Genomic DNA, 12418 nt, shown 5'->3' on the forward strand with positions numbered 1-12418 from the left:
TCATTTTTTCTTTTTAGACCATGATTCGATAGCGCCATTAATAAAGCATACCGTTCCTAACAAAAAGAAAATATATGGAAATGGGGCAAATACTTGTTGCCTTATACATGAGATAGGTTCTTTTTCAAAATTATAACCACAATAAGTGTTCCATTGAAGGCCGATACCTGCAAGAATCATACCAAGAATCATAAATGCTATTCCAAAGACAGACCATTGACTTGCTCTCATCATAAATTAAACATATATTGAGCTTTAAATATATTTCTATTTTTGGGGCACCAAATTATTTTTTTACTTAATAATAAACAACATACAAACTTTTATAAATCCCTTCTCTTTCTTATCGCCTATGGCAGATGCAAAGCTGAAATTCAAGCTGAAGAAAGTAATAAAGGAATTAGATCAGTATAGAGGCAGGCATACAGAATTAGTCAGCGTCTATGTTCCGCAGGATTATGATCTCAACAAGATAATCCAGCATCTTGACCAGGAAAAAGGCACTGCAACAAACATAAAGTCAACCTCTACAAGAAAGAATGTTATTGATGCATTGGAAAGAATGATCCAGCATTTAAGGCTTTTCAAAAGAACCCCGGAAAATGGGTTGGCTGTTTTTTCAGGCAATGTAGCTGAGAGGGAAGGCCAGAGCGACATAAAAGTATGGAGCTTGGAGCCGCCTGTTCCTCTAAAGATAAGAATCTACAGGTGCGACAAGGAATTTGTTTTAGACCCGTTAAGGGATATGCTTGAAATAAAAGAAGTGTATGGCCTTGTTGTTTTAGACAGAAGAGACAGCACAATCGCCATGCTGAAGGGAAAATCAATTATTCCGCTTATCAGAACTCATTCAACAGTGCCTGGAAAGTTCAAGGCCGGGGGACAGAGCGCAAAAAGATTCGAAAGCAACCGTGAATTGGCAGCAAAAGAATTCTACCATAAAGTTGCTGATTATATGAAAGACCAGTTCTTGACAAAAATAACTGAATTGAAAGGCATCTTAGTAGGCGGCCCTGGCCCGACAAAATATGAATTAGTAGAGGGCGATTACATAACAGGCGATTTAAAGAAGAAAATAATTGCAATAAAAGATATCAGCTATACAGATGAATTCGGCCTGCAGGAATTGCTTGATAAATGCCAGGATATTCTTGCGCAGGAGGGCATTGCAGAGGAAAAGGCAGTAATGGCAAGATTCTTTGAACTGCTGGCCACAAAGCAGGGAATGACAGGCTATGGCAGGGAAGAAGTTACTAATGACCTGAAAATGGGCGCAGTTGATGTTCTGCTCCTGTCTGAGGATTGTGAAGATTCTGTTGTTGAGGAATTTGAAAAAGAGGCAGAGAAAGTAGGCACAAAAGTAATGATGATCTCAACTGAAACAAGAGAGGGTGTGCAGCTTAGAGACATAGGCAAGATAGCCGCTATACTGAGATATGAAGTGAGGTAAAATGGATCTCATTACGGAATCCTTCAAAAGGCTTTGTCCTGAAAAAGAGCCCGGCTTTAGCCCCTCATTAAAGTATTCAGGAAGGTTCAGCGGCTATAACGCAAATATAAGGTTCAATAAGCTTTCAAATAAGCTTGAAATAAGCCTGAGCAAAAAATGGAAAAAAATTGATGATGAAATCCAGATCGGCCTGGTGCAGTCCCTGCTTCTTAAGATTTTCAAAGATAAAAAGAATACGGCAAATATCAATATGTACAATATTTTTATGAAACGGATCCACATAGCCATTCCAAAGGTTTATTCCGATCCTGCTCTTGATGAAAGCTTCAATAGAGTGAATGAAAAATATTTTTTCAGCCTTATTGAAAAGCCGAATCTAAAATGGGGCTCTCACTCAAAAGCAAAGCTGGGCTGCTATGATTATGGCAGCGACACAATTACAATAAGCAGGGTGTTTGAAAATAATATAGACCTTCTAGACTATATCATGTATCACGAAGCGCTGCACAAGAAGCACAAGTTTGAAAACAGGAATGGAAGGAATTATTCGCACACTAAAGATTTCAGGCTCAAAGAAACTGAGTTTGAGAATGCAAAAATAATTGAAAATAAAATCTCAAGATTAATAGCAAGAAGAAGGGTTTTTGACTTCATAGGATTTTAATGGGGAGAAAACTTTAGAGATATATCTGCTGAAAGAACAAAAACTACGGATTAATCGATCATTACTGATTCTCTCGAACTTTTGGAAATCCTTTATCTAACAACTTTCTTGTATTTGCTATGGCCTCGTTCACTTTTGTTTCCCCTAGCCCTGTTTCTTGCATTGTTGCTGTTTTCCAATATCATACTTTTCTAAAAGATAGAAGAGAGCTTCTCTTCCTCTCAATATATGAGGCTTTTTGCTAGATCTGATTTCATTGGCTTTTCGCGAGTAATGCATAAACCGAAATAGAGCAGTTAAGGCCACTGGAATTCCAACCACAGTTAAGACAGAACAGAAATATACGTTTTTGCAAATTTTTTTTCTTTTGACATTCCTTGTATAATCCCTAAATGTTTCTTCGTCAACATCTTGCCAAAGTGAAACTGCATGCCCCCATTCCTTGTAATATAAGTCTGCATCCTCACCTAATTCTACACCTATCTTCCTAGTTTTATCATAGAATAATCTATGGATATCCATATCTAAGGTACTTTTTATCGTTCCAACTAGTTCGAAGTTATCTTTGGTATAATTATAAACAACTTCCTTCGCTTCTCTCTCTAAACCCTTGACAGTGTCATTTACTTCTCTTAATACTTCATTTTGTTCAGCAACTGTCCTGGAAAGATCATCTTTTCGCCCATACGCTTCTCTCAATCTTAATGTTAAATTTTCCATTTTCTTTTACCTCATTCAATCTATGTTAGTTATTATGATGAAGTAGTAACTAAAAGTATATAAATCTTTGTTGTTTATTTTGAACTACAATAGAAAGATTTAAATAAATGCTCAAATATAAACAAAATAATGAACAACGAAGTATTAAAAAACATTGGGCTTTCTGATCATGAAATAAAGGTTTACCTTTCTCTTCTTAGATTAGGGAGCGTAACAGCAACAAAAGTAGCACAAGAAACAAACACTGATAGAGCCACCACATATAGATTCTTGGACTCACTAATCACCAGAGGTTTAGTAAATTATGTTATCCTCAACAATGTTAAATACTTCAAAGCAGTTCATCCGAAAAAAATAAGTGAAGATCTAAAAAATCTTAAAGAAAGTTATGATCAGGTTTTGCCAGAATTGGAATCATTACTGAAATTACCCAGAGAGGAAACAAAAGTAGAACTATACAAGGGAAAAGAAGGTCTTAAAACCATCATGAAAGATATTCTTAGAGAAAAGAAATCTTATACTTTTATTGGTGAAGTTGAAAAATTTTTCACAGAATTATCTCCCTACATCATACAATGGTTGAAACGTGTAGAAGAAGCAAAAATAAGAGGTAAACTTATTTGTATAGAGGGGACATCATTTAAAGTAGCAAAAACAGAACAATATAAATTAATATCTAAAAAATTTATTTCAAGGGTTTCCACATGGACATATGGTTCTAAGACGGCCTTATTTATCTGGTCTAACCCTTTATTTGGAGTTTTGATTGATAATGAAGATGTTACTAAAAGCAATTCATTACTATTCGATTTTCTATGGGGTTTAGCAAAAAAACCTACAAAACAACATGAAAATAAAACAAGATTGGAATAAACATTTTCTCCCCATTAAATCCTGATTTTTTGGAACTATGGTGCCTATTCTTTCTGCACGGTAAAAAACAACTTCTCGCTTACTGACGTTCGCTCGACCTGTACATAAAGTGCAGGCAACATAACGGCGATAGGCAGAATATCTCGTGTTTTAAAATAACATCATTAAACAAAATAAAAAAACAAAATTAAATATCAAAATAAAGGTAAAACTCATAAGGATGCGGCCTTATTCTGATTGGGTCTATTTCCTTTTCCTTTTTATACTCAATCCATACATCTATGACATCTTTTGTAAATACCCCTCCTTTCAAGAGAAACTCATGGTCTCTCTTTAATGCGGCAATCGACTCTGTTAAAGACCCCGGAACTGTGGGAACTTTAGCTGCATCTTCTGGCTCTAACTCGTAAGTATTTTTATCTAAGGGCTCGCCCGGGTCAATCTTATTCTGTATGCCATCCAGCCCGGCCATAAGCATCGCAGAAAATGCAAGATACGGGTTACAGCTGTTATCAGGCGGCCTGAACTCTATCCTTTTAGTCTTAGGATTTTCTGTGTAAACAGGAATGCGTATTGCAGCAGAGCGGTTTCTTTGCGAATATGCCATATTGACTGGAGCTTCATATCCGGGAACCAGCCTTTTGTAAGAGTTTGTAGTGGGCGCGCAGAATGCCATTAGCGCAGGCGCATGCTTTAATAGCCCTCCGATATAATATTTGGCGGTCTGGGAAATTAACGCGTAGCCGTCTGCATCAAAAAATATATTTTTGCCATCTTTCCACAGGCTTTGATGCGTATGCATTCCAGATCCGTTATCGCCAAACAGCGGCTTGGGCATAAATGTTGCAACCATATTGTTTTTCTTGGCAATATTCTTTACTATGTACTTGTACAGCAGGCATTTATCAGCCATCCTGACAAGGCTGTCAAACCTCATGTCAATCTCGCATTGCCCTGCAGTCGCAACTTCATGATGATGCACTTCTATGCCGATGCCTGCTTTTATCATCGTCAGGATAATGCTGCTTCTCAAATCCTGCAGCGAATCATGCGGCGGGACTGGAAAATACCCTTCCTTGTATCTGGGCTTATAGCCGAGATTCGGCTTTTCATCTTTGCCAGAATTCCATTCTCCTTCAACAGAGTCTATAAAATAATAGCTGGAATTTTCTGTCTGGTCAAACTTTATGTCATTGAAGATGAAGAATTCCATTTCAGGCCCCCAGAAGCTTTGGTCAGCAATGCCTGTGCTTTTTAAATATTCCATAGCTTTTTTTGCAATGTAGCGGGGATCGCGCGTATAGGGCTTTTTAGTTATCGGGTCATAGATATCGCAAATAATGCTTAAAGTCGGCACTTCGCATATTGGATCAACAAAAGCAGTTAAGGGGTCTAAATGCAGAATCATATCAGATTCCTGAATCTTCTGGAAGCCCCTGATGGAAGAGCCATCAAATCCAATCCCTTCAAACCAAATGGACTTGACAGGATCATCGATTTCTGCAAGCTCTGAAACAGGAATGGAAAAATGCTGCCATAAGCCAGGCAGGTCGTTAAATTTTAGGTCTATGATTTGAATGTTGTTGTCTTTAATAAGCTGCTCCACTCTCCGGATATCTTGCTCCTGAACTTCGCCATTCCACCGCGAAGAATTATTTAAAGATGCATTTTTTGGCATTTAGCTCACCATTTTCATTTTTGTAATTTATTAAGCTCTTCTGACTCGCCGCCAATTGCAGCAACGCCCCTCTCTCCAGTTCTTATCCTTATGCAGTCTTCAAGGTCCACTATAAAAATCTTTCCATCGCCAACCTTGCCTTCTTTGCCATTAGTTCTTGCTCCTTTTGTAATTGCTTTAACTGTTTTTTCAACATAGCTTTCATTTACTGCGATAAGCAGCATAACTTTCCTGTGCAATTCCACTTCTTCAATAACTCCCCTATATTCCTCTATAAACCCCTTTTGCTGGCCGCAGCCCCTTACGTCTATCACAGTCATCATATGGATTTTTTCCTTAAACAGCTCTTCTTTTACATCCCTTAGTTTTTCCGGCCTCACTATAGCGATTATTAATTTCATTTTTCACCACTCTAATCATTTGCAGCTGATATCGGGAAATCAGCATAGGCTTCTGCATTGTGCTCTGACAAGTCCAGGCCTTTAAGCTCGTCTTCTTTGCTTACCCTTAATCCAATTATCATATCTATCAGCTTAAAAAACAAAAGCATGCTTCCTAAAACAAATACCGCTACACTAACCACTCCAACAAGCTGGCTAATAAGCTGGCCAAATCCGCCTCCAAAAAATAGCCCGTTAACTCCGCCAAATTCTTTTTGCGCAAACAAGCCAACTGCCAAAGTTCCCCATACTCCATTAACTGCATGGCATGATACAGCGCCTACAGGGTCATCTACCTTAATTCTGTCAAAAAATGCTACTGCAAGAACATATAATATGCCTCCTATTGCCCCTATTATTATTGAGCTTGCTGGACTGACATTCGCAGTTCCGGCAGTTATCGCAACTAATCCGCCTAGTGTTGCCCCTAATGTTAATCCAACATCCGGCTTTTTATATTTTATCCATGTAAAAATCATTGCGCTTACTGCAGCAGCGCATGCTGCCAAAGTAGTTGTAACTGCAATTGCTGCAATGCTCCAGTTATTTGCAGATAATGTTGAGCCTGGGTTAAAGCCATACCATCCAAACCACAAAAGGAAAACTCCTAAAGCTGCCAAAGTCATTGAATGCCCTTTTATTGGCTTGATTGTCTTGCCTATATATTTCCCTATTCTTGGGCCTAATATGATTGTTCCAGCCAAACCAGCATATCCTCCAACGCTATGCACAACTGTTGAGCCTGCAAAATCTATAAATGGCATTGGCAGTTTGCTCAGCCAGCCGCCACCCCATATCCAATGGCCCACCAAAGGGTAGATTAGTGCTGTAATAAATACAGTATAAAATATATACCCAATAAATTTAATCCTCTCGGCAACTGCCCCGCTCACTATTGTTGCTGCTGTTGCTGCAAAAACAACCTGGAACATCCAAAAGGCATACTGCCACATATCAGTTCCTCCAAAAAAGAAGTTGGTTTTGCCAAAAAATAAATTTCCAACTCCAAACATTAACCCAAAGCCAATAGCCCAGTATGCTAGCGCGCCACAGCAAAAATCCAAAAGGTTTTTCATCATTATATTACAGGCGTTCTTTGCCCTTGTAAAGCCAGTTTCAACCATTGCAAATCCTGCCTGCATCATAAACACCAAAAATGCAGCTATCAAGACCCAAACAAAATCAATAGACTTTGCTGTCTTTTCCAATGTTATTTCTTGCGCAAAGGCGTATGAAGGCAGGAGAACAATAAAAAGAGAGCAGATAATTGCGCCAATCAGTATTTTTACGGTTAATTTTTCTTTTATCACATCAATCCCCTTTTTGATGAAATCTGAAAAATTTCAGATGTTTATATACTTTTTCATCAGATTATTAAACAAAAAGCTAAAAATATCAGAAAAATTTAAATATATGTTTAGTTATATCATAAAAAATAAACGAAAAATAAACAAATGTCAAACTCAAAAATTGGGCTGGATAATGTAGATAAAGAGATAATAAACATCCTGATAACCGACCCCAGATTGTCATACCGGGAAATAGCAAAAGCCGTAAAAGTTTCAGCTGCTACTGCAATGAACAGGATAAGAAAACTGGAAAAAGAGAAAGTAATTAAACGGTATACAACAATACTGGATTATGATGAGATCGGCTTTGACGTTGAGGTTTTAATTGAAATAAGGATATCCAAGGGAAAATTATTTGAAGTCGAGAAAAAAATAGCCAGCCACCCCAATGTATTTGCCGTTTACGATATTACCGGGGATTTTGATGCCTCCATCTTGGCCAGATTCAAAAACAGGAAGGAAATGGACAGCTTTCTTAAAAAGATACAGACGTATGATTTTGTAGAGAGAACATTCACAAAATTCATTCTTCATACGATCATGGAAAAAGAAATCAGCCTGTAATTTTATTTGTCAAAACAAAAATGTTTATAAACTACCTTGCTCACATTCAAAGCCATGTTAGAAGAGCTTTATTCGCTTGATTTTATTGAAAGGCATTCTATAATCGCATTTGTAATGGGTCTTGCCTATTCTGTGATCGGCATTGGAGCTGCCCTTATCCTGTTTCCTGAGGATCCTGCTATTGTTGCTGTGGCATTTACATCAATAATGATGCTGCCTACATTGAGGAAATTGCTGAAGCGCGAGGAAGAAAATGAGAGCAAGAAAGAAGGCTTCAGCTTGTTTGGATTTTTCTTTGAGCATAAGGCCCTGTTCAAGGTCTACACATTTTTATTTTTAGGCATTTTACTGTCATTCTCGATTTTTGCCTTGATTCTGCCGAGCCTTGCAACAAACCACATCTTCAGGAATCAAATAGGCGTGCTTTATGGAGCTACAGCCGGCGGAGCAATATTCAGCTCAGGCTTGTTTAAAGACATTTTTTTCAACAATCTCGGCGTTTTAATATTGTGCTTTATCGCTGCCTTTATCTTTGGCGATGGAGCAATCTTCCTGCTCACTTGGAATGCCTCTGTGTGGGGCACAATATTTGGGAATCTGGCTAAAACAGCTGCCTTGAATGCGGGCCAGAATCCGTTCATCTACTTTATCGTTGTTTTTGTTGTTGTTTTCCCGCACATGATATTGGAAGCATTCTCTTACTTCTGCTCAGCTTCAGCAGGCGGAATAATATCAAAGGCAATAGTTAAGGAAAGCTTTTTCTCAGAAAAATTCCTCAGGATAATAAAGAACACACTGATCCTGTTCGTATTCGCAGTCATAGTTCTGGTCATTGCTGTATCGATTGAAACTTATGTTCTCGGCAACGTAGAAGTCTATAAGATAATAATTCAGAGGAGCTTTTTATGAAGAGTATAACGGTAATCTTCTAACAAATTTTCATTAAAAATAGTAATATTTAAATACTAGTATTACTTTATTACCTTATATGGGAGAAGTAAAAACTATAAAGGGAGTGGATGCTGATAGCTGGAGCTTTTTTAAAAGCATTGCCGCCAAAAATAACATGAAGATGGGAAAATTATTTGAGAATATGGTGGAAGCATACAAAGAAAAATCCAGCAATGCATGGGATAAAATATTAAATCCAGGGTATAAGATTAGTGAAAAAGAAGCGGCGTATATGAAAAAAGCGATAAGGAAAATCAGAAAGGACATTGGGTTCAGGGCATGACGTTAGCATTGAACAGCTCCATATTGATGAGCATTGAAAAAGGAAATGCTGACATTAAGAAAAAGCTAAAGGAGCTGTCAGAGAAGCATGAGGGGCCGCCAGTTATAACTTTCATTACATATTTTGAATTCTTAGTGGGCATACAGGAGAGAAGCGCTAAAAACAGGGAAAAGGCTTTGTCTTTTATTAATGAATTCGGGGTTTTAAAAATCAATAAGGAAACAGCCCAAATTCTGTCTGATTTAAAATACAAGTATGACGAAAAGGGAATAACCCTGCCTTTAGCTGATTTTTTAATTGCAGCACAGGTAATCGAGAATAATATGCTGCTTGTAACAGCTGACAAGGATTTTGAAAGGATAGACGAGCTAAGAAAAACGGTAATAGCCGAATAAAATCCAAAAACCTTATAAATAAAACAATAACTTTCATGCTAACCAAAAACAAGGTGATATGATGGGAGAGATAAGGCAGGCAAACGCTGTTTCAATGAAGAAAGGCAATTACATAATAATAGACGGCGTGGCATGCGTTGTCAATGGCACGCAGACTTCAAAGCCCGGAAAGCACGGCCATTCAAAAGTAAGGATTGATGCTGAAGGCATCTTGGACGGCAAAAGCAGGCAGATTGTCATGCCTGGCCAGGATATGGTTGACATCCCCATAATAGACAAAAGGACTGCTCAGGTTCTTTCAATACACGGCGATGCTGCCAATGTTATGGACTCTGAGACTTACGAAACTTTTGACTTAAATATTCCGGAAGAATTAAAGGGCCAGGTTACAGAAGGCGTTAATGTGCTTTACTGGACTGTTTTGGATGAAAAGGTCATGAAGCAGATAAAAACAGGTTAAAAATGGTAAAATTTCCAGAAGCTGATATGAGAATTTTCCGCAACAAGTTTGTATGCAGGAGATGCAACACTGTAATCAGCTCTTCAAATCTGAAGATAATTGCTGGCAAGATCAAGTGCAGGAAATGCCATGGAAGGGCATTCAGGCCTAAAAGGAAGAAATAAGAATGAATATTGCTGATATTGTCTCAATAAGCGCGTTTGTATTGCTGATGGCTTTCTTCTTATATAAGAAAAGAGATAAAATTGCCATTGAAAAAATTATTTATCCTGCGCTTTACATGATTATGTACAGGACTTCTTTCGGCCTTAAATTCATGAACAGCTTTGCAAAAAAGCGCAGAAACCTTGTGCAGTTTTTAGGCTATACTTTTATCGGCCTTGCTTTTTTAGGCATGGTTTACATATCTGTTGCAATAATCATTGTCATAATTATGTTTTTAATAAAGCCCGCTGCTGTTGACACTGGCTTTGTGCTTGTTCTGCCCGGCACTTCAATCCCCGGCATCGGTTATTTATCGTTCTGGTACTGGATCATCTCAATTTTCATACTTGCGCTTGTCCATGAATTTGCGCACGGCATTGTTGCAAGAGCGCATGATCTTGACCTTAAAAGCAGCGGCTTTGCTTTTCTCGCAATATTCCTGCCTGTAATTCCTGCTGCCTTTGTTGAGCCTGATGAAAAAAAATTAGTCAAGCGAAAAGACATTGTGCAGTATTCTGTATTTGCAGCAGGCCCAATGGCAAATCTTATCTTAGCTTTAATTATCTTTTTATTGATGCCATATGTGTGGAACCCGTCTGCTTATGCCCCTTTTGAAACGAAGATTACGGAGGCGGTTGGCTTTTCATTCTCTGTCCCGAATGCAACAGCTCCAAGCGCAATTGCCGGAATAGAGTCAGGCATGGTTTTCAATTCAATAGACCATGTAAATGTTACTGATTCAATGCTATTCTTAAGAACAATGCTCAGCCTTAGGCCAAACCAGACTGTTGTTTTGGAAAGCAATAATAAAACGTACACTGTTGCAGCAGCAGAGCATCCTGATTTGAAAGGGGCGGGTTATTTTGGCGTTAACTTGAACAGCATAAAGAACGAAAGAAGGATAAAGAACGAATACAAATCAATTTCTCCTGCTTATTATTGGTTTAAAGGCCTGTTCAAATGGCTTTTCATCCTGAACTTTTTGATCGGCCTTGCCAACTTGCTGCCTCTCGGCGTAGTTGACGGCGGAAGGATGCTGCAGGTTGCATTGCACAATATAATGAAAGACAAGAAAAAAGCAAATAAAGTATGGGGATTCATAACATTATTATTTATTCTGCTGCTTGTTGTCGGTTTAGCAGGCCATTATCTGAAAGCCTGGGGAGTGTTCTAACGTTTTAAAATAAAAATATTTAAATATGGGAGATAAATTCATTACGCTATGGGCAAGCTAGTTAAATTGACCGAGAGAATTGAACATCTGGCCAGAAGGCTGGGAAATGTTTATGATGTAAAAATTGGTTTTATTGCTATGAGCCACTATATCAATTCATGTTATGATCTGGTCAATAAAGGAATAATGGAAAGAGAAGCAAAGGCAATGATTAACTTTGATTATGATGGGATAACGAAATCAAGTGCGGATCTTCTCAGCATAGAAAATAATTTCAATCACGAATTTCCAAATTCATTCTTTGGAGAAGTGGGTGGTTTGGCATATTGCATCTCCAGAATCAAAAGAGTACGTAAAGTTTGTGAGCATTTTGAATCTATTGACTACAAGCTATCCATTCTTCAATAATTTCTCTCAATGCACGATTGTATAAGAGTTTCCAACCAACAACATTTAAATAACCCTTCTTATTCCCCTAATCCATGTTATCAATTGTCTTAATCGAGCCAGAGTATCCGTCCAACATCGGCGCAATTGCCAGAGCCATGGCTAATTTTGATTTCAATGACCTTATCCTGATCAGCCCGAAATGCAATCATCTGGATAAAGAAGCCATATTAAGGGCAAAGCACTCTTCATCGAAAATCCTGAAAAATGCGAAAATAAAGAATTTTTCTTATTTAAACAGCTTTGATTATCTTATCGGAACAACCTCGAGAATAGGCACAGATTATAATATTCCCAGATCTCCTCTGAATATTGATAAATTTCTGAGTATTTTAAAAAAAATAAACACTAAAAAGTCAAAAATCGCATTATTGTTCGGCAGAGACGGCGCTGGCTTAAACAACAAAGAAATCCAGAAATGCGACTTTATCGTCGCAATTCCCTCTTCTCCAAAATACACGGCATTGAACATAAGCCATGCTGCTGTTATTTTGCTTTATGAAATCTTCAAAAATTCAAAAAACAGCAAAATAGGGGAAAACATAGCTTTTGCCAACAAAAAAGACAAGGATGTTGTTTTGAATTATGTTTATAAGGCATTGGACAAAATGACTTTCCAGACAAAAGCAAAAAAAGAAACTCAGAAGAAAATCTGGAAAAGAGTTATTGGAAAATCAATGCTAACAAGAAGGGAGGCATTTGCTCTGTGCGGCTTCTTTAAGAAAATATAACCACCAAAAAGTGATAAAAAAACGAAAGATTTATA

At 37.8% G+C, this 12418-nt stretch carries 17 protein-coding genes; 12 read left to right on the forward strand and 5 right to left on the reverse strand.

Going from position 1 to position 12418, the window contains the following annotated elements; translation table 11 throughout:
* Positions 1-234 carry a hypothetical protein gene (locus tag HYU07_00760; protein ID MBI2128746.1) on the reverse strand — a complete coding sequence of 78 codons (234 nt, stop codon included), beginning with the start codon at positions 232-234 and terminating at the stop codon, positions 1-3.
* Between the two features lie 118 nt (positions 235-352).
* Between HYU07_00760 and HYU07_00765 the strand changes: the two genes are divergently transcribed.
* Positions 353-1450, forward strand: a complete 1098-nt coding sequence (locus HYU07_00765) for a peptide chain release factor aRF-1 (protein ID MBI2128747.1) — start codon at positions 353-355, stop codon at positions 1448-1450.
* A 1-nt stretch (position 1451) separates the two neighbouring features.
* Positions 1452-2114, forward strand: a complete 663-nt coding sequence (locus HYU07_00770) for a hypothetical protein (GenBank protein MBI2128748.1) — start codon at positions 1452-1454, stop codon at positions 2112-2114.
* A gap of 144 nt (positions 2115-2258) precedes the next feature.
* Here the strand turns inward: HYU07_00770 and HYU07_00775 are convergent, their stop codons facing one another.
* Complete coding sequence (locus HYU07_00775; protein MBI2128749.1) at positions 2259-2834, reverse strand: hypothetical protein; 576 nt, start codon at positions 2832-2834, stop codon at positions 2259-2261.
* A gap of 129 nt (positions 2835-2963) precedes the next feature.
* On the opposite strand from HYU07_00775, the gene HYU07_00780 reads away from it, so the two are divergent.
* Positions 2964-3707 (forward strand): hypothetical protein, encoded by a 744-nt coding sequence (locus tag HYU07_00780; GenBank protein ID MBI2128750.1) that lies wholly within the window; start codon positions 2964-2966, stop codon positions 3705-3707.
* Positions 3708-3894: 187 nt separating this feature from the next.
* Here the strand turns inward: HYU07_00780 and glnA are convergent, their stop codons facing one another.
* Genes glnA through amt form a run of 3 tightly spaced genes read right to left on the reverse strand, consistent with a single transcriptional unit; the run spans position 3895 to position 7135 of the window.
* Positions 3895-5385, reverse strand: coding sequence for a type I glutamate--ammonia ligase (gene glnA / locus HYU07_00785; GenBank protein MBI2128751.1), 1491 nt, complete (start codon positions 5383-5385; stop codon positions 3895-3897).
* A 14-nt stretch (positions 5386-5399) separates the two neighbouring features.
* Positions 5400-5786 carry a P-II family nitrogen regulator gene (locus tag HYU07_00790; protein ID MBI2128752.1) on the reverse strand — a complete coding sequence of 129 codons (387 nt, stop codon included), beginning with the start codon at positions 5784-5786 and terminating at the stop codon, positions 5400-5402.
* A gap of 11 nt (positions 5787-5797) precedes the next feature.
* Complete coding sequence (gene amt, locus HYU07_00795; GenBank protein ID MBI2128753.1) at positions 5798-7135, reverse strand: ammonium transporter; 1338 nt, start codon at positions 7133-7135, stop codon at positions 5798-5800.
* 144 nt (positions 7136-7279) lie between these two features.
* On the opposite strand from amt, the gene HYU07_00800 reads away from it, so the two are divergent.
* The 9 genes from HYU07_00800 (at position 7280) to HYU07_00840 (ending at position 12383) form a co-directional block, all read left to right on the forward strand.
* Positions 7280-7738: an Lrp/AsnC family transcriptional regulator gene (locus HYU07_00800; GenBank protein ID MBI2128754.1), complete on the forward strand. Its 459-nt coding sequence runs from the start codon at positions 7280-7282 to the stop codon at positions 7736-7738.
* Between the two features lie 54 nt (positions 7739-7792).
* A complete protein-coding gene (locus HYU07_00805) occupies positions 7793-8647 on the forward strand; it encodes a stage II sporulation protein M (protein MBI2128755.1) in 855 nt (284 codons plus the stop codon).
* A gap of 79 nt (positions 8648-8726) precedes the next feature.
* A complete protein-coding gene (locus HYU07_00810; protein ID MBI2128756.1) occupies positions 8727-8972 on the forward strand; it encodes a hypothetical protein in 246 nt (81 codons plus the stop codon).
* The gene (locus HYU07_00815; protein MBI2128757.1) at positions 8969-9367 is read left to right on the forward strand and encodes a type II toxin-antitoxin system VapC family toxin; all 399 of its coding nucleotides are present in this window, start codon (positions 8969-8971) and stop codon (positions 9365-9367) included. Before HYU07_00810 ends, HYU07_00815 begins: the two co-directional genes overlap by 4 nt.
* A gap of 61 nt (positions 9368-9428) precedes the next feature.
* Entirely contained in the window at positions 9429-9827 is a 399-nt protein-coding gene (locus HYU07_00820) for a translation initiation factor IF-5A (protein ID MBI2128758.1), read from the forward strand.
* A 2-nt stretch (positions 9828-9829) separates the two neighbouring features.
* Positions 9830-9991, forward strand: a complete 162-nt coding sequence (locus tag HYU07_00825; GenBank protein ID MBI2128759.1) for a 50S ribosomal protein L40e — start codon at positions 9830-9832, stop codon at positions 9989-9991.
* Between the two features lie 2 nt (positions 9992-9993).
* Positions 9994-11205, forward strand: a complete 1212-nt coding sequence (locus tag HYU07_00830) for a site-2 protease family protein (GenBank protein ID MBI2128760.1) — start codon at positions 9994-9996, stop codon at positions 11203-11205.
* A gap of 48 nt (positions 11206-11253) precedes the next feature.
* Positions 11254-11613 carry a hypothetical protein gene (locus HYU07_00835; protein MBI2128761.1) on the forward strand — a complete coding sequence of 120 codons (360 nt, stop codon included), beginning with the start codon at positions 11254-11256 and terminating at the stop codon, positions 11611-11613.
* Between the two features lie 74 nt (positions 11614-11687).
* Positions 11688-12383 (forward strand): TrmJ/YjtD family RNA methyltransferase, encoded by a 696-nt coding sequence (locus HYU07_00840; GenBank protein ID MBI2128762.1) that lies wholly within the window; start codon positions 11688-11690, stop codon positions 12381-12383.
* Positions 12384-12418: the final 35 nt, after the last annotated feature.

It is taken from the genome of Candidatus Woesearchaeota archaeon (assembly GCA_016180285.1).
GTDB lineage: Archaea > Nanobdellota > Nanobdellia > Woesearchaeales > JACPBO01 > JACPBO01.

Excerpts from the sequence above, each read along its gene's own strand:
- HYU07_00760 (MBI2128746.1), bottom strand. The coding sequence starts at position 234 with ATGATGAGAGCAAGTCAATGGTCTGTCTTTGGAATAGCATTTATGATT.
- HYU07_00765 (MBI2128747.1), top strand. The coding sequence starts at position 353 with ATGGCAGATGCAAAGCTGAAATTCAAGCTGAAGAAAGTAATAAAGGAA.
- HYU07_00770 (MBI2128748.1), top strand. The coding sequence starts at position 1,452 with ATGGATCTCATTACGGAATCCTTCAAAAGGCTTTGTCCTGAAAAAGAG.
- HYU07_00775 (MBI2128749.1), bottom strand. The coding sequence starts at position 2,834 with ATGGAAAATTTAACATTAAGATTGAGAGAAGCGTATGGGCGAAAAGAT.
- HYU07_00780 (MBI2128750.1), top strand. The coding sequence starts at position 2,964 with ATGAACAACGAAGTATTAAAAAACATTGGGCTTTCTGATCATGAAATA.
- glnA (MBI2128751.1), bottom strand. The coding sequence starts at position 5,385 with ATGCCAAAAAATGCATCTTTAAATAATTCTTCGCGGTGGAATGGCGAA.
- HYU07_00790 (MBI2128752.1), bottom strand. The coding sequence starts at position 5,786 with ATGAAATTAATAATCGCTATAGTGAGGCCGGAAAAACTAAGGGATGTA.
- HYU07_00800 (MBI2128754.1), top strand. The coding sequence starts at position 7,280 with ATGTCAAACTCAAAAATTGGGCTGGATAATGTAGATAAAGAGATAATA.
- HYU07_00805 (MBI2128755.1), top strand. The coding sequence starts at position 7,793 with ATGTTAGAAGAGCTTTATTCGCTTGATTTTATTGAAAGGCATTCTATA.
- HYU07_00810 (MBI2128756.1), top strand. The coding sequence starts at position 8,727 with ATGGGAGAAGTAAAAACTATAAAGGGAGTGGATGCTGATAGCTGGAGC.
- HYU07_00815 (MBI2128757.1), top strand. The coding sequence starts at position 8,969 with ATGACGTTAGCATTGAACAGCTCCATATTGATGAGCATTGAAAAAGGA.
- HYU07_00820 (MBI2128758.1), top strand. The coding sequence starts at position 9,429 with ATGGGAGAGATAAGGCAGGCAAACGCTGTTTCAATGAAGAAAGGCAAT.
- HYU07_00825 (MBI2128759.1), top strand. The coding sequence starts at position 9,830 with ATGGTAAAATTTCCAGAAGCTGATATGAGAATTTTCCGCAACAAGTTT.
- HYU07_00830 (MBI2128760.1), top strand. The coding sequence starts at position 9,994 with ATGAATATTGCTGATATTGTCTCAATAAGCGCGTTTGTATTGCTGATG.
- HYU07_00835 (MBI2128761.1), top strand. The coding sequence starts at position 11,254 with ATGGGCAAGCTAGTTAAATTGACCGAGAGAATTGAACATCTGGCCAGA.
- HYU07_00840 (MBI2128762.1), top strand. The coding sequence starts at position 11,688 with ATGTTATCAATTGTCTTAATCGAGCCAGAGTATCCGTCCAACATCGGC.